12 protein-coding genes are annotated in these 17,056 nt (G+C 65.0%); 10 read left to right on the top strand and 2 right to left on the bottom strand.

The features are described 5' to 3' along the window. Positions 1-13 precede the first annotated feature (13 nt). From BN60_RS26490 to BN60_RS26480, 3 genes are read left to right on the top strand one after another with little or no spacing between them, the layout of a single operon-like run. Complete coding sequence (locus BN60_RS26490) at positions 14-955, top strand: ABC transporter permease (protein WP_020699212.1); 942 nt, start codon at positions 14-16, stop codon at positions 953-955. 35 nt (positions 956-990) lie between these two features. After that, positions 991-1,887, top strand: a complete 897-nt coding sequence (locus BN60_RS26485) for an ABC transporter permease (protein WP_043286918.1) — start codon at positions 991-993, stop codon at positions 1,885-1,887. Next, positions 1,887-3,521, top strand: coding sequence for an ABC transporter ATP-binding protein (locus BN60_RS26480; RefSeq protein WP_020699210.1), 1,635 nt, complete (start codon positions 1,887-1,889; stop codon positions 3,519-3,521). Before BN60_RS26485 ends, BN60_RS26480 begins: the two co-directional genes overlap by 1 nt. Before the next feature lie 80 nt (positions 3,522-3,601). Here BN60_RS26480 and BN60_RS26475 read toward each other — a convergent pair whose 3' ends face one another. Further along, positions 3,602-5,191: a flavin-containing monooxygenase gene (locus BN60_RS26475; protein ID WP_020699209.1), complete on the bottom strand. Its 1,590-nt coding sequence runs from the start codon at positions 5,189-5,191 to the stop codon at positions 3,602-3,604. Positions 5,192-5,306: 115 nt separating this feature from the next. On the opposite strand from BN60_RS26475, the gene BN60_RS26470 reads away from it, so the two are divergent. The 7 genes from BN60_RS26470 (at position 5,307) to BN60_RS26440 (ending at position 16,733) form a co-directional block, all read left to right on the top strand. Continuing rightward, positions 5,307-6,620 carry an NAD(P)/FAD-dependent oxidoreductase gene (locus BN60_RS26470; RefSeq protein ID WP_020699208.1) on the top strand — a complete coding sequence of 438 codons (1,314 nt, stop codon included), beginning with the start codon at positions 5,307-5,309 and terminating at the stop codon, positions 6,618-6,620. Next, positions 6,617-8,932 (top strand): xanthine dehydrogenase family protein molybdopterin-binding subunit, encoded by a 2,316-nt coding sequence (locus BN60_RS26465; RefSeq protein ID WP_020699207.1) that lies wholly within the window; start codon positions 6,617-6,619, stop codon positions 8,930-8,932. Before BN60_RS26470 ends, BN60_RS26465 begins: the two co-directional genes overlap by 4 nt. Then, complete coding sequence (locus BN60_RS26460) at positions 8,929-9,522, top strand: DUF938 domain-containing protein (protein ID WP_020699206.1); 594 nt, start codon at positions 8,929-8,931, stop codon at positions 9,520-9,522. The genes BN60_RS26465 and BN60_RS26460 overlap by 4 nt, the downstream gene beginning before the upstream one ends. Before the next feature lie 73 nt (positions 9,523-9,595). Further along, positions 9,596-10,801 (top strand): efflux RND transporter periplasmic adaptor subunit, encoded by a 1,206-nt coding sequence (locus BN60_RS26455; protein ID WP_020699205.1) that lies wholly within the window; start codon positions 9,596-9,598, stop codon positions 10,799-10,801. 19 nt (positions 10,802-10,820) lie between these two features. After that, positions 10,821-14,000 (top strand): efflux RND transporter permease subunit, encoded by a 3,180-nt coding sequence (locus BN60_RS26450; protein WP_020699204.1) that lies wholly within the window; start codon positions 10,821-10,823, stop codon positions 13,998-14,000. Between the two features lie 153 nt (positions 14,001-14,153). Beyond that, positions 14,154-15,161 (top strand): SGNH/GDSL hydrolase family protein, encoded by a 1,008-nt coding sequence (locus BN60_RS26445; protein ID WP_020699203.1) that lies wholly within the window; start codon positions 14,154-14,156, stop codon positions 15,159-15,161. 39 nt (positions 15,162-15,200) lie between these two features. Beyond that, positions 15,201-16,733: an SGNH/GDSL hydrolase family protein gene (locus BN60_RS26440; RefSeq protein ID WP_020699202.1), complete on the top strand. Its 1,533-nt coding sequence runs from the start codon at positions 15,201-15,203 to the stop codon at positions 16,731-16,733. A 28-nt stretch (positions 16,734-16,761) separates the two neighbouring features. On the opposite strand, the gene BN60_RS26435 is transcribed toward BN60_RS26440, so the two are convergent. Then, positions 16,762-17,031, bottom strand: a complete 270-nt coding sequence (locus BN60_RS26435) for a hypothetical protein (RefSeq protein WP_148283530.1) — start codon at positions 17,029-17,031, stop codon at positions 16,762-16,764. Between the last annotated feature and the right edge of the window lie 25 nt (positions 17,032-17,056).

The raw sequence follows: 17,056 nt of genomic DNA, 5'->3' as shown, positions 1-17,056 counted from the left end.
CCATAGAGGGAAAATGCTCGATTTCATTGCCCGTCGTTTGATCTCCATCATCCCCGTTTTGGCGGTGGTGGCGATCTTTGTCTTCCTTATGCTGCGTTTGACGCCCGGTGATCCGGCAGCGGTGATCGCCGGCGACAATGCCACCTCCGACCAGATCGCCGATATCCGCGAGAAGCTCGGCCTCAACGAACCGATATGGACGCAGTTCGCCATCTGGATCGGCGACATCCTCCAGGGCAAGTTCGGCGAAAGCTACTTCTTCAAGAAGACCGTGGCCGAGCTGATCGCCCAGCGCGTCGAGCCGACGCTCGCCCTGGCATTGTGCACGCTGGTCTTCGCGGTCTGCATCTCGGTGCCGATCGGCGTGATGGCGGCCTATCGTCAAGGCTCGCTGTTCGACCGCGTCGTCATGGGCTTCTCGGTCCTGGGCTTCTCCGTGCCGGGTTTCGTCATCGGCTACTGCCTGATCTATATCTTCGCCATCGAGCTCGGCTGGTTGCCGGTGCAGGGCTATGTCCGCATCGGCGTCAATTTCTGGCAGTTCGCAGAGCGCATGGTCCTGCCATCGCTCACCCTGTCGGTCGGCTTCGTGGCGCTGATCTCGCGCATCACGCGCGCTTCCGTACTTGAAGTGCTGAACGAGGATTATATCCGCACGGCGCGCGCCAAGGGCTTGAGCAACCGCGTCGTGCTGATGCGCCATGCGCTGCGCAATGCGGCGGTGCCAATCCTGACCGTCATCGGTCTCGGCATCGCCATCCTGATGGGCGGCGCAGTGGTCACGGAAAGCGTCTTTGGTCTTCCCGGCCTGGGACGGCTCACCGTCGAAGCGGTGCTGAGCCGCGACTTCCCGACCATCCAGACCGTCATTCTTCTCTTCTCCGTAGTCTACGTCGTGATCAACCTCTTGATCGACATCAGCTACACCCTGTTCGACCCGAGGATCCGGTATTGAGCGCGATCACCGAAGAAGTTGTCGATTCTGCCTCCATTGCGGCAGCGTCGACCAAGCGCAAGAGCCTCTGGCTCGTTGCTATTCGCAACCCGAACGTGATCTTCGGCGGCATCATCCTGCTCGGCATGGTGCTGATCGCCCTGCTGGCGCCGTTCCTCGGCACCGTCGATCCGACGCGTATCGACCCGGCGGCGCGCAACAAGAAGCCTGGCACCGAGATCACCATGCGCCTCGACGACGGCACGACCGTCAAGCGCGTGGCGATCATGGGCACCGACAGCCTGGGCCGCGACGTCTATAGCCGCGTGCTCTACGGCACCCGCGTCTCGCTGGCGGTCGGCATCTCCGTGGCTCTGGCGGCCGTCGCCATCGGCGTCGTGATCGGCCTTGTCTCCGGCTATGTGAGGTGGGCCGACGGCATCATCATGCGCATCATGGATGGGCTAATGGCGATCCCGGGCATATTGCTCGCGATCGCCCTGGTCTCGATCTGGCGCGCCGGCCTGATAACCGTGGTTTTCGCCATCGTCGTACCAGACGTACCACGCGTCGTGCGCCTCGTGCGGTCGATCGTGCTGACGGTCCGCGAAGAGCCCTACGTCGAGGGCGCCATCTCGGTCGGCACGCCGACCTGGACGTTGATGTTCCGCCACATCCTGCCCAACACCATCGCGCCGTTGATCGTGCAGGGCACCTTCTTGGCCGCCGCCGCGATCCTCACCGAAGCGGCGCTCTCCTTCCTGGGCATCGGCATCCCGCCGGAGATCCCCAGCTGGGGCAACATCATGGCCGAGGGCCGTACGCTGTTCCGCGTGTTCCCGCACAACATCCTCTATCCCGGCATCTTCCTTGCCTTGACGGTGCTGGCCATCAACATCATGGGCGACGGTCTGCGCGACACGCTCGATCCGAAGATGAGCAAGAAAGTCTGATGTCGACAGCAGCAAAGAAGCCGGTCCTCGAAGTTCGCAACCTGAGTGTCGCCCTGCCGGCCGGCGGCGACCGCGTCCATGCCGTCGAGAAGGTGAACTTCACCGTCAATCCGGGGGAGATCGTCTGCCTCGTCGGTGAATCGGGCTCGGGCAAGTCGGTCATCGCCTTCACGGTGATGGGCCTGCTTGCCAAGGCGCTGAAGCCGACCTCGGGCGAGATCCTGCTCGAGGGCGAGAACATCCTGGCCGCCGACGAGACGCGGCTGCGCGAGCTCAGGTGCACGCGCATGTCCATGATCTTCCAGGAGCCGATGACGGCACTGAATCCGGTCATGACCTGCGGCGAGCAGATCGACGAGGTGTTGCGTACGCACACCAACCTCGACAACGCCCAGCGCAAGGCCAAGATCATCGCCATCCTGGCCCGCGTGAAGCTGCCGGAACCGGAGCGCATCTACGCCTCCTATCCGCATCAGCTCTCCGGCGGCCAGCGCCAGCGCATCATGATCGCCATGGCGCTGGTGCTCGATCCGGTCCTGCTGATCGCCGACGAGCCGACGACGGCGCTCGACGTGACGACACAGGCCGAGATCCTGAAGCTGATCGCCGAGCTGCAAGAGGGCCAGGGCACCGGCGTGCTGTTCATCACCCATGATTTCGGAGTCGTTGCCGAGATCGCCCATCGCGTCGCCGTGCTGCGCTGGGGTGAGTTGGTCGAGATGGGACCGACCGAGCAGATCCTGTCGAAGCCTGTCCAGGCCTACACCAAGATGCTGATCTCCTCGGTGCCATCGATCCATCCGGCCCATCGCGGCGTGCGCAAGGACGGCATCACCGTGCTGCGCACCGAGAAGCTCGGCAAGACCTATTCGGGCTCCGGCTTCTTCCAGAAGGCGCGTGTGGTCAAGGCGGCGGTCGATGTCGACCTCGATATCCGCCGCGGCGAAACGCTGGGCATCGTGGGCGAGTCCGGCTCGGGCAAGTCGACGGTGGCGCGTTGCATCGCCCGACTGATCGACCCGACCGAAGGCAAGGTGTTCCTGGGCGATACCGAAATCGGCAAGATTTCGGCCGGCAAGCTGCGTCCGCACCGCCGGCGCGTGCAGATCGTGTTCCAGGACCCGTATCGTTCTCTCAATCCCCGCATCACTGTCGGCGATTCGATCATCGAAGGTCCGATGAATTTCGGATTGAGCCGCAGTGAGGCGATGGCGCGCGCCCGCAAGCTGATGGAAACCGTGCGCCTCGATCCCAACGCGCTCGATCGTTTCCCGCATCAGTTCTCGGGCGGCCAGCGCCAGCGCATCTGCATCGCCCGGGCGCTCGCCATGGAACCCGAGCTGCTGATCGCCGACGAGGCGGTGTCAGCGCTCGATGTGTCGGTGCAGAAGCAGGTGCTGGAATTGCTCGACGAGATCCGCAAGCGGCTGAACCTTGCGGTGCTGTTCATCACTCACGATCTGCGCGTCGCGGCCCAGATCTGCGACTATGTCGCCGTGATGAGCCAGGGCCGTGTCGTCGAGTACGGCGCCGCCGAGCAGGTCTTCGAGAAGCCCAAGCACGACTACACCAAGTCCCTGTTCGCGGCCGCGCCCGGCCGCAACTGGGAATTTGGCAAGTTCGCCGCGGCCTGAAACGGCACAGGCCCGAAACGACAAGGGGGAAGCCGAAAGGCTTCCCCCGTTCGTTTCAAGGACGCTGCAGCGCGGGTGATCTACGCCAGCGCGAAGCCTTCGTAGCCGTTCTTCACCACCGTCTCGCAGGCCTGGATGTAGGCCGGCAGTCCGCCGATATAGGGCATGAAGACGCGCGGCTTGCCCGGAATATTGGCGCCGACGTACCAGGAGCTGCAGGTCGAACGCAGCGTGATGTTCGACACGTCGCCGACATGGCCGACCCAGGCTTCCTGCGCCTGGGGTTCGGGCTCGATCACGGTCTTGCCCTGGGCGCGCACGGCCTCGAGGCAGTCGGCGATGAAGTCGACATGCTGCTCGATCGACGGAAGCATGTTGGTCAGCACCGAGGGGCTGCCCGGTCCGGTGATCATGAAGAGATTGGGGAAGCCGACGACCGTGAGCCCGAGATAGGTCTTCGGCCCCTCGTTCCACTTCTCCTTCAGAGTGACGCCGCCGCGCCCGCGGAAGTCGACCTTGAGCAGCGCGCCGGTCATGGCATCGAAGCCCGTCGCCAGCACGAGACAATCGAAGGCGTAGTCCTGCCCCTTGGCCCGCAGGCCGGTAGCCGTGATACGTTCGATGGGCTCGTCGCTGATGTCGACCAGGGTGACATTCGGCCGGTTGAAAGTCGCCCAATAGCCCGTGTCGACGCACAGCCGCTTGCAGCCGATGATGTTCTTGGGCACCAGCGCCTCGGCCGTCTTCGGATCCTTGACGACTTCGTGGACCTTGGCGCGCACGAAGTCGGCCGCCAGCTTGTTGGAATCGTCGTTCAGCAGCAGGTCGCCGAAGGATGCCATGAAGCCCAGTCCGCCATAGTCCCAGCGGGCCTGGAACTCGCGATTGCGCTCGGCCTCGGGCGTCTCGACGGCAGATGCGGTGTTGATGGTGAAATCGATGCCAGCGGGCTTGGTCTTGGCGCGCTTGCGCATCTCGGGATAGCTCGCCTTGACCTGCTTCACATAGGCCGGATCGAGCGGCTTGTTGTGCGCCGGCACCGTGTAGTTGGCGGTGCGCTGGAACACCGTGAGATGCTTGGCCTGCTCGGCCATGATCGGGATCGACTGGATCGCCGAGGAACCCGTGCCGATCACGCCCACCGTCTTGCCCGTGAAGTCGACGCCTTCGTGCGGCCAGTTGCCGGTGTGATAGGTCGGTCCCTTGAAGTCCTCGAGGCCCGGGATCTTGGGCGTATTGGGCGAGGAGAGGCAGCCCATCGCTGTGATGACAAAGCGCGCCGTGACCTTGTCGCTCTTGTCCGTCTCGACCCGCCAGAGATTCGCCGCTTCGTCGAAAACAGCCTTGGTGATGCGCGTCTCGAACGTCATGTCGCGACGCAGGTCGAAGCGGTCGGCGACATGATTGGCGTAGCGCAGGATTTCGGGCTGGGTGGCGTAGCGCTCCGACCACTCCCATTCCTGCTCCAGCTCGGGCGAGAACTGATAGGAATACTGGACGCTTTCGACGTCGCAACGCGCGCCTGGATAGCGGTTCCAATACCAGGTGCCGCCGACACCCTTGCCGGCCTCGAAGACGTGTGCCGTGAAGCCCTTCTGACGCAGCCGGTGCAGCATATACATGCCGCCAAAACCTGCGCCGATGATCACCGCATCGAAATCGACCGACATGAGTCCTCCGGGAACAGTGAAGCTGAGGACAACTTTAGTGCGACAGGGGGCGTGACCGCGCAAGCCTTCCTGTGTCACGACTTCGACTGAGGAATTGAAGGGAGAAACGGGTTCGATGGCCGACGGCGCCTACCCGGCAAGCTGGTATGCCGCCACGCGAGACGCGGCGCCCGAACGGCCGCCCCTCGCCGCGCAGGGCGAAGCCGATGTCGCGGTCGTCGGTGGCGGCTTTGCGGGTCTGCATACCGCACGGCTGCTTGCCTTGCAGGGCAAGCGCGTGGTGCTGGCCGAACGCCGTCGCATTGGCTGGGGTGCCTCGGGACGCAACGGCGGTTTCGTCGGACCGGGCTACGCCGCCCGCTCGGGCGTGCTGATCGACAAGCTCGGCATCGACCATACGCGACGTCTCTATGCCCAGTCGCGGCGCGGCGTCGAAATTGTCCGCGAGACGATCCAGGCTATCGGCCGCCCCGACATCCTCATGGGGGCCGGCAAGCTCAGTGTTTCCCGGACGGATCAGGGGCCCGATTTCGCCGACCGCACCCGCCGCCTCGCCGAACAGCTCGGCGCCAGCTTCGAGCCGTGGAGTGTGGCCGAGGCCCGCGCAAAGCTCGATACGACGCGCTACTATCAGGCGATCCACGATCCCACGTCGTTCCATATCCATCCGTTGAATTTCGCATTGGCGCTGGCTGCCGACATCGAACGTCTCGGCGGCGTCCTCCATGAGGGCACCGACGCCACCGGCCTCGAACACAAGGGCGACCGCTGGCTGCTCCGTTCGGCACATGGTTCGGTGACGGCTCGACACGTCGTGCTGGCCGGCAGCGCCGATCTCGGCCGCGTCCAGCCGCGCATAGCCAACGCCGTGCTTCCCGTGGCCACCTATGTCGCGGTGACGGAGAAGCTCGGTCCGAAGCTCGGCGAGGCGATCCACTGGGCCGGCGCGATCTCCGACACGCGCCGCGCCGGCGACTACTACCGGGTCGTCGACGGCGACCGGCTGCTGTGGGGCGGTCGCATCACCACCGATACGCGCGAGCCGCCGCGGCTGCGCGAGATGATGCGCGGCGACATTCTCTCCGTCTATCCGCAGCTCGGCGACCTCCGCATCGCCTATGCCTGGCCAGGCACCATGGGCTACGCGCCGCACAAGATGCCCCAGGTCGGGGAGATCGAGCCCGGCCTCTGGGTCTGTTCCGCCTTCGGCGGCCATGGACTGGCCCAGACGGCGGCCGGCGCGGACGCAGTAGCATCAGGCATTCTGGGAGATGCCTCCAAGTGGCGGCTGTTCGCTCCCTTCGGCACCAACTGGGCCGGCGGCCCGATCGGCCGGATCGCTACCCAGCTTGCCTACTGGCATCTTCAGGCGAGCGACTGGTGGGACGAGAAGCGACAGGCCCGGAACGCGGAGACGCTGCGGACATGACCGACCATGCTGCAACGGTCGACCCGATCGGCCAGTCGCCGAGACGTCGCGAGGATCGGCGCTTCGTGACCGGCCAGGGCGCCTATCTCGACGATCTTCGCTTCGACCGGCTCGCGCAGGCGGTGGTGCTGCGCTCGCCGCACGCCCATGCACGGATCCGCTCCATAGACGTCGAAGCGGCGCGGCGCGCACCCGGCGTGCTGGCGGTGCTGACCGCAACCGAGGCATCAGCCGACGGGCTGAAGCCGTTCCGGCCCTATGCCGAGACCAACACCCAGACGGGAGAGCCTTTCGCCTTCGCGCCTCAACCTCTGCTCGCCTACGATAAAGTCCGGTTCGTCGGCGAGCCGGTCGCCCTGGTCGTCGCCGAGACCAGGACGCAGGCGCTCGACGCAGCCGAGCTGATCGACGTCGATTACGAAGCGCTGCCTGCGATTACTACGGCTGCAGCCGCCCGGGCCGCCGGCGCGCCGCAACTCTCCGCCGAGATCCCTGCCAACACTTGCCTCGACTGGCAGACCGGCGACATTGCCGGCGCAAATGCCGCCTTCGCGCGTGCCGTCCACGTCGTCTCGCTCGCCCTCGACAATCATCGCGTCGTCACGAATCCGATGGAGCCACGCGGTGCGGTGGGATCGTTCGATGATGCGACGGGGCGCTACACGCTCCACGTTTCCAGCCAGAACATCCATATCAACCGCACCTTCGTGGCACGCTCGCTCGGCGTCGACGCAAAGAGCGTACGCTTCGTGGCGCACGATGTCGGCGGCGGCTTCGGCGCCAAGAACTTCGCCTATGTCGAACATGCGCTGATGCTGTGGGCCGCCCGGCGCACCGGCCGCGCGGTCAAATGGATCGCAAGCCGCAACGACGTGTTCCTGTCCGATCATGCAGCCCGCGACATGCAGGCGGACGCCTCGTTGGCGCTCGATGCCGAAGGCCGCTTCCTGGCGCTCAGGATCGCCAGCGTCGCCAACCTCGGCGCCTACATGATCGGCGTCGGCGGCGGCGTGCTCACGAACCAGTACATTCACCTGCAGGGTTCGGTGTATCGCATTCCGTCGATCGCGCTGCACGTCATGGCGGTCGTGACGAACACCGCGCCGATCGGCGTGACGCGTGGGCCGGGTTTTGCCGAGGCCATCAACGTCGTCGAGCGACTGATCGACGAAGCGGCGCGACGCACCGGCATCGACCGCGCCGAACTCCGCCGCCGCAACATGGTGCCGCCACAGGCGATGCCCATGACCAACGCCTTCGGCTTCCAGGTCGACAGCGGCCACTTCGCCGAATCTCTCGATGCCGCCCTATCTCGCGCCGACCGCGCGGGCTTCATCGAGAGGCGGGCGCAAAGCGAGGCACGTGGCCGTCTCCGCGGCCTGGGCTTCGCCTATCACATCAAGGGAACCGGCGGCCCGCCGGACGAGAATGTCGATGTCCGCTTCGAGGCCGACGGTACGGTGTCCCTGATCACCGGCACACAGCATATCGGCCAGGGGCACGAAACCACATTCCCGCAAATGCTGGCCACGCGGCTCGGCGTGGCGAACGAGCGCGTCCGCCTGATCCAGGGCGACACCGATCTCATTCCGGCGGGTGGCGGTCATGGCAGTTCGCGCGCCACCTACATGGGCGGCACGGCGATCTGGCGCGCCTGCGATGAGATCATCGCCAAGGGAACGGCACTTGCGGCGGAGGCGCTGGAGGCGGCCGAAGCCGATATTCGGCTCGAGGGAGAACGCTTCGTCGTCTCCGGTACCGACCGTGCCATCGGCCTGTTCGAGGTGGCGGCACTGGGGCGCGAGAAGGGCAAACCGCTCGACACCTTTCACGCTTGGACGCGCGAGCACATGACCTTTCCCAACGGCGCCCATGTCGTGGAAGTTGAAATCGACCGCGACACCGGCTGCGTCGATCTCGTGCGCTACACCGCCGTCGACGACTATGGCGTGCTGGTCAATCCCATGGTGGCGACCGGCCAGGCGCATGGCGCCATGGCACAGGGCATCGGCCAGGCTCTGCTGGAACAGGCGGTCTACGACCCCGCATCCGGCCAGATGGTGACGGGCTCGTTCATGGACTATGCCCTGCCCCGTGCCGACGACCTGCCGTCCTTCGACCTCGGCTTCAACGGAATACCGTGCACCACCAACCCGTTGGGCGTGAAAGGCTGTGGCGAAGCCGGCGCCATCGCGGCCTTTCCGGCCATCGCCAACGCCATCCTCGATGCGCTCGCGCCGCTCGGCGTGCGCAACTTCGAGGGGCCAGCAACCCCTGCCCGGATCTGGCAAACAATCGAGGCTGTCAAATGAGACGAGAAGCCCCCGCCGCCCAGCGCAACCGCCAGCCCATTCTCGACGTGCTGAAGCATCATCTCCCTGCCGAAGGCCTAGTACTGGAGATTGCCAGCGGCACCGGCGAGCACGTCGTGCACTTTGCGACCGCAGCCCCCCACCTCACTTTCCAGCCCAGCGACCCCGACGACGGCGCGCGGGCCAGCATCGACGACTGGGTGGCGACGCTCCGGCTCCCCAACGTCCGGCCGGCGCTGGCCCTCGACGTCACCTCGCCCTCCTGGCCGGTCGATCACGCTTCCGCGATCTTGTGCAGCAATATGATCCATATCGCCCCCTGGGAGGCGGCCCTCGGACTGATGGCTGGCGCCGGGCGCATCCTGCCGCCGGGCGGGTTGCTCTTTCTTTACGGACCGTATCGGCGCGGCGGCCGGCACACGGCCCCCAGCAACGAGGCATTCGACCTCGATCTACGGCGCCGCAATCCGGCCTGGGGGGTGCGCGACCTCGAAGCCGTCGCCGACCTCGCCGCCGCCCAGGGCTTTGACCCGCCGGTCATTACCGAAATGCCGGCAAACAACCTGACGCTGGCGTTTAGGCGCTCCTGAACCGCCTCACGGTGGCATTCCTGCAAGGGATGCGCTAACGATTTTCGACACCGCGGGGAGCATCGTCGGGCCTATGTCGAATCGCAGTGGCGTAGCTAAACAAATTGCATTCAATCGTATTCTCCTGAGCGCCGCTGCCGTTCCGGCGCTGGCCCTCACGCTGGCCGGCTGCAAGCCGGAGAACAAGTTCCAGCCCCCGCCGCCCGCCGAGATCAGCGTTGGCGTCCCCGTGAAGCAGGAGGTGGCCCCCTTCGAGGTCCTGACCGGCAATACGGTGGCCTTCGCGACCGTCGATCTCGTCGCCCGCGTCGAGGGCTTCCTGACCTCGCAGAACTACGTCGACGGCTCCGAAGCCAAGAAGGGCCAGCAGCTCTTCGGCATCGAGCAGACGATGTACAAGGCCAAGGTCAAGGAGGCCGAGGCCCAGCTCGACGGCGCCAAGGCGACACTGGTCCAGGCCGAAGCCGAGTTCACCCGCCAGGAGACCCTGCTGCGCCAGAACGTCTCCGCCCAGAACACCTTCGACCAGGCCAAGGCTAAGCGCGACAATGCCCGGGCCAACGTCGAGAACGCCGAGGGCAACCTCACGGTTGCCCAGACGAACCTCGACTATACGACGGTCCTTGCGCCGTTCGACGGCATCGTCAGCAAGCACTTGATCTCGGTCGGCGAACTGGTCGGCGCTTCGACCGCCACCAAGCTCGCCACGATCGTCCAGCTCGACCCGATATACGTCACGTTCAACATGAGCGAGCAGGACGTGCTGCAGATCCGCCAGAACCTGAAAGAGCGTCGCATCGACGTCGAGGAGCTGAGCAAGGTCCCGGTCGAGATCGGCCTGATGAACGAGGAGGGCTTCCCCCACAAGGGATTCCTCAACTACGTCTCGCCGGAGCTCGACGCGACGACCGGCACGATCCTGGTCCGCGCCCTGTTCAACAATCCGAATCGCACTCTGATTCCCGGCTTCTTCGTGCGCGTGAAGATGCCGAAAGGCCTGGCTCCCGCGGCCTCGCTGCTGGTGCCCAACCGGGTCATCGCCGAGGATCAGGCCGGCAAGTATCTCCTGACGGTTAACAAGGACAATGTCGTCACCCAGACCCGGGTCACTACCGGGCAGCTGCTCCCCAACGGCCTGCGCGTCATCTCGACAGGCCTGAAGCCCGACGATCAGGTCGTCCTCAACCTGAACGGTGCCGCAATCCCCGGCGCCAAGATCGTGCCCAAACTGACGACCATCCCCGTTACGACCGACGGCGCCCCCGCCGCCCCGAAGTGACCGGCCGGGAAACGCAACCATGATCTCCGCGTTCTTCATCAACCGGCCGGTTCTGGCCAACGTTCTCGCCATCGTCATCGTGCTGATCGGCGGCGTGGCGCTGGCGACCCTGCCGGTCGCTCAGTATCCCAACGTCGTGCCGCCCACGGTCCAGGTCACCACGACCTATCCGGGCGCGAGCGCTGCGGTCGTCGTCAACGACGTGGCCCTGCCGGTCGAGCTGCAGGTCAACGGCGTCGAAAAGATGATCTACATGCAGTCCTACAGCACGGACGCAGGCACCTATACGCTCACCGTGACGTTCGAAATCGGTACCGATCTCGATTTCGCGCAGGTGCTGGTGCAGAACAAGGTCAGCGCTGCACTCGCCTCGCTGCCCATGCCGGTACAGGCGCAGGGCCTCGTCGTCGAAAAGAAATCCACTTCGATCCTTCAGATCGTATCGCTGACGTCGCCCGACAATCGCTACGACAGCCTGTATCTCAGCAACTATGCGACCATCAACCTGGTCAACGAGCTGTCGCGTCTGCCGGGTGTCGGCAACGTCAACGTGCTGGGCGTCGGCCAGTATTCGATGCGCATCTGGCTCGATCCGCAGAAGCTCTATACCTTCGGCCTCACTCCCTCCGACGTGAGCCGCGTCATCCAGCAGCAGAGTCAGGACGTGACGGCAGGCCAGGTCGGCCAGCCGCCGGCGCCCAAGGGGCTCGATTTCCAGTACACGATCGACGTCGTCGGGCGCCTGAGCACGCCCGAAGAGTTCGGCAACATCATCGTCAAGGCCGACCAGGGGAATGGCGGTCGGATCGTGCGGGTACGCGACGTCGGCCGGGTCGAACTCGGCGCCCAGGTCTACTCTCAGACCTCGCACATCAACGGCAAGCCCAACTCGGGTCTTGCGATCTATCAGCTCCCCGACGCCAACGCCCTCGACGTCGCCAAGCGCGTCAACGCCAAGATGGCCGAGCTTTCCAAGGCCTTCCCGCCCGGCCTTGCCTACAGCGTGCCGTTCGACACCACGCGCTTCGTGAATGCCTCGATCAACGAGGTCTTCATGACCCTGATCGAGGCCGGCATCCTGGTCCTGATCGTGATCGTGATCTTCCTGCAGGACTGGCGCGCGATGCTGGTCCCGGCGACCACCATCCCCGTGACGATCATCGGCGCCTTCGCCGCCATGGCCGCACTCGGATTCACCATCAACACCACGACGATGTTCGGCATCGTGCTGGCAATCGGCATCGTGGTCGACGATGCGATCGTGATCGTCGAGGGCGTCGCCCACCACATCGAACGCGGAATGACGCCGCACGATGCCTCGATCAAGGCGATGGACGAGCTATTCGGGCCGGTCATCGGCATCACCCTGGTGCTGATGTCGGTGTTCCTGCCGGCCGCCTTCCTGCCCGGCCTCACCGGCCAGATGTTCGCCCAGTTCGCCCTGGTGATCGCAGCCACGGCACTGATCAGCGCCATCAACGCCGCCACCCTGAAGCCCACCCAGTGCGCCATGTGGCTGCGCTCCGCAACGCCGCCGGAGAAGCGCAACATCTTCTTTCGCGGCTTCAACAAGGTCTACGGCAAGCTCGAGGACGCCTATGCGGCCCTGGTCGGTGCCATGGTCCGCCGGGCGGGCTTCATGGTGGTGGTCGCCCTGATCGCAGCCGGCATCGGCGCCTGGGGCGTCGCCCGCCTGCCGACGGCGTTCATTCCCAACGAAGATCAGGGTTACCTGATGATCGGCGTGCAGTTGCCGGACGGCGCCTCGCTCGAGCGCACGTCGGCGACGCTGAGTCAGGCCGCCGAGATCGCCATGGCGGCGCCGGGCGTCGAGAACGTCGTTGCGCTGGGCGGTATGTCTATCCTCGACAGCAACTCGGCCCTGGCGAACGCCGCGGTCTCCTACGTCATCCTCAAGGACTGGGACACACGCCTGAAACAGCCCGGTCAGGACCTTCGCTCGATCGCGCTCGGTCTGATGGAGAAGCTGAAGGTCCTGCAGGATGGCCGCGCCTTCGTCATCGTCCCGCCTGCCATCCAGGGCATCGGCAATGCCGGCGGCTTCCAGATGCAGGTCGAGCAGAAGGACGGCAGCTTCGACTACACCAAGCTGCAGGCCGTGACCGACACGATGATTCAGAATGCGAGCTCGCAGTCGGCGCTCTCCAACCTCGTCACGTCGTTCCGTGCCGGGGCGCCGCATGTCCGGGTCGAGGTCGATCGCGTCAAGGCCGAGTCGCTCAGGGTTCCGGTCGGCGACGTCTTCACGACCCTGTCGAGCTACATGGGTTCGTCCTACGTCAATCGCTTCAACAAGTTCGGCCTCAGCCTGCAGGTCTACATCCAGGCCGACTCGCAGTACCGCACGCGGCCCGAGGACATCCTGAAGCTGCAGGTGAAGAATCTCGACGGCCAGATGGTGCCGATCGGCGCCATCGCCGAGCTGAAGCCGGCGCTCGGCCCGCCGCTGATCAGCCTCTACAATCTCTACCCGTCGGCCGCGATTGTGGGTTCGCCTGCGGCGGGCTTCAGCTCGGGCGAGGGCATCGAGCTGATGGACCAGATCGCCAAGGCCATCCTGCCGCCCGGCACCGGCTACGAATGGACCGGCATGGCCTACCAGGAGAACATCGTCGGCAACCAGCTGATGTACGTGTTCGCGCTGGCCATCCTGTTGGTCTATCTCTGCCTCGCCGGCCAGTACGAGAGCTGGATCGCGCCGCTGGGCGTCATCCTGGCCGTGCCGCTGGCGCTGAGTGGGCCGGCCATCGCGCTCACTTCGGTCGGCCTCGCCAACAACATCTATACCCAGATCGGCCTGATGCTGCTGATCGCGCTCGGCGCCAAGAATGCCATCCTGATCGTCGAGGTGGCGCGCGAGCGCCGCCTGGTCGACGGCAAGGACATCGTCGAGTCCGCCATCGAGGCGGCCCGTACCCGTTTCCGTCCGATCCTGATGACCTCGTTCGCCTTCATCCTGGGGGTCGTGCCACTGGTGACGGCGACGGGCGCGGGGGCGAACTCGCGCATCTCGCTCGGCCTTTGCGTGTTCAGCGGCATGATCGCTTCGACCTGCCTGGCCGTGTTGTTCGTACCGTCGTTCTTCACGGTGCTGCAGCGCTACGAGGAGTGGAGCAAGGGCCGCAAGGCCGCCAAGACGCGCAAGCCGGCCGAACCGGCGGCAGGCACGGCCGGCTGATCATCACAGCGACATACGACGTGCGGGGGCACCTTCCCGTTCGCCGGCAGGCGAATCGCCGCGGTGCAGCGCCTTGCCATGACGGGGAGGCTTGGCCTATCTCCGAAGCCGCCAAGAGCCCGGGATCCTGAAGCTGTTCGTCGAGTGAGTGGAATGAAGGGAAAGTTTTTTGCCAATGTCCTGCTGGTCATCGGCGTCACGGTGGCCTGCCTCGCTGCAGTAGAAGGCTTTACACGACTCTATCTCGACGACGGGCTGCTCTACGAACTCGAGATGTGGAAGTACGCACGCGAGGTGAAGGAGCGCGACTACCGGCCAGATATCGGCCACCGCCACCGCCCCAACGCGCACGCACAGCTCATGAACGTCGATGTGCGGACCGACGAGAACGGCTTCCGCACGCCGCCGATCCCGCTCCAGGCGCCGCCGGGTGTGGCCCGGATCGCCTTCGTCGGCGATTCCGTTACCATGGGGTGGGGCGTCGCCGAGCAGGAAACCTTTGCCCGGCAGGTCCTCGACACGCTGAAGGCGCAGGGCCGCAAGGTCGACGGCTTCAACTTGGGCGTCGGCAACTGGAACACGACGCAGGAGCTGGCCGCCTACAAGGCTATGGGCGCCAAGTTCAAACCCGATATCATCGCCCTCGTCTACTTCATCAACGACGGCGAGCCGATGCCGACCTATACCGACACGAGCTGGCTGTCGCTGCATTCGGCCGCCTGGGTGGTGTTGAACTACCGGATCGATACGCTTCTCCGCTCGTTCGGCGAGGCGCCCGACTGGAAGCAGTATTACCGCGGTCTCTACAACGCCGATGCCGATGGCTGGCGGCGGACACGCGAATCGCTGGCCGGCTTCGCCCAGGTGGCGAAGGAAAGCGGCGCCAAGCTCATCGTCTTCCATGTGCCGGAGTTGCGCGAGCTCAAGCCCTATCCCTTTCAGGACGTGACGGACAAGGTGCGCGCGGAGGTGGAGCGTACCGGGACGCCCTTCATCGACCTGCTGCCGGTGATTGAAAACCTCGATCCGTCGAGCCTCTGGGTCACGGTTCCCGACCCGCATCCCAACGGCAAGGCCGAGATCGCCCTCGCCAAGGGTATGATGCCGTCGATCGTCGAAGCGCTCGACGGCCTGTGCAAGGCCGAGCAGAAGGGCTGCTAGGTAAAGAGCCGGCAAAACGAGGGCTGCAGGAGCTTCGCTGTGGTTCTGCGCAACGCCTTACTGGTTCTCGGTTCGATCCTCGTCACGACCATCATGGCCGAGGCGACCGTGCGCGTGATCGACGGCTATCGTTTCCTCGCCTTCCCGCTCGACGGTACGGCCGAACCGACCGAGGTGCCCGCCCAATGGCTCGACAAGGTGGCGCTTGCACCAGGCGTCGATCGGGCTTGGTTCGCCGACGACCCGCCCCCATTGCCCAATCGCAAGCCGGTTCCCGAGGATTGGCTCCGACTCTTCCGACAGATCGAAAACAATCCTCCGAGCGACGGCTCCTTTCGAGCCATCGACGCCTTTCGCGCCTGGAACGCGAAGTATGCCGGCGATCCATGCCAGAACCGCGTTCTGCGCCACGCGCCGGGGCAGCTCTATTTCTATGATCCAGTCGACGGCGGTGCCCTGCCGCCCTACCGCTTTCCGCCCAATGCCGCCTTGCCCAACCTGCTGGTGACCAACCAGATCGGCTGGCGGGGCGCGCCGATCGAAGTTCCACGCCAGCCGCGAACAGTGCGTATCGTGTTCGTCGGTTCCTCGGTCGCAATGGATGCGCCGCATCTGCCTTTCGGCTTCACTGAGCGTGCAGGCTACTGGCTCAACCGATGGGCCGCGTCGAAGAAGCTGGATATCCGTTTCGAGGTCCTGAACGCCGGTCGGGAAAGCATCGGCTCCCGTGAGATCGCCGCCGTCGTGGCAACGGAAGTGCTGCCGCTCAGGCCCGATCTGGTCGTCTATCATGAAGGCGGCAATCAGTTTCGCCTGGAGTCGATCGTCGAGAAGATGCCGGCCGACGAAGCAGCCCGCCCGCCCCAACCACAGGCTTCCATTCCTGACTGGCTACAGACGGCCGCGCGTTATTCCGCGCTCGCCACACGCTTCAGCACCGCCCTCAGGATAGCAGGCATCGAAGCGGCCAATGCCGCGGCGTCGGGGGCAAGCTCCGCGAACAGCGGCGCCGAATGGCCGAAACCCGACTATCGCATCGCCTGGCCAGCCGGCCTCGACGAAGCCGACCCCGATCTCGACTATCCCAACCTGCCCGTCAGCCTGTCGATCATCCAGCGCGACCTCGATCGTATTCGCGGCAATCTCGACGAGATCGGCGCGCAATTCACCCTGACCTCGTTCATCTGGATGGTGAAAGACGGGCTCGTGCTCGACCCGGTCCGCCACCGCTACATCATCGACCAGCTCAATATCGCCAACTATCCGTTCCACTATCGCGACATCGAGCGCCTGGCGGCGTTTCAGAATCGCCTTCTGGCAAAGTACGCCAGGATTCACGGCCTTGCCTTCATCGACTTCGCGCGCGACATGCCGCGGGAACCGGATCTGTTCATCGATGCTGTCCACACCAACAAGGCGGGCAGCCGCCTCAAGGGCTGGGTGGCCTTCAACCAGCTCGTGCCTATCGTCGAGAAGCATCTCGCCGCCGGCGATTGGCCCAAGCTCCCGCCAGAGCCGCCACCTGCGTTGCCGACCTTCTCACCGCGGCAGGTGAGCGTCAGTTGCCAATGATCGCAGCGGGCAGCAGACACGCCCAGCGCTAAGGCGTGAACTCCTTGGGCAGTGCGAAGCCGCTCTGCCGCAGTTTCCTTTCAAGTACGGGAATGGCAGCGGCCGTGTTGCCTTTCTTGCAGTCTTCCATCGCTACGTTCGCTTCGACATCGAAGCGTCGGCCGCGCGCATCCTCGATGTAACGACGATAGAGTACCGAAAGCTCCTCGCAGTACGCCTTGTCGCGATCCGAGGCGGCGAAGAGCACGACGGGAATTGCCAAAACGAGAGCCATAGAGAGCAGTATGAGTCGCTGCATGGCGCCCTGCTCCGGTCAAAAGTCG

Source organism: Reyranella massiliensis 521, from assembly GCF_000312425.1.
Taxonomy (GTDB): domain Bacteria; phylum Pseudomonadota; class Alphaproteobacteria; order Reyranellales; family Reyranellaceae; genus Reyranella; species Reyranella massiliensis.
Note: the sequence above shows the minus strand (reverse complement) of the source record. Positions and strands in the feature narration are given on the sequence as shown.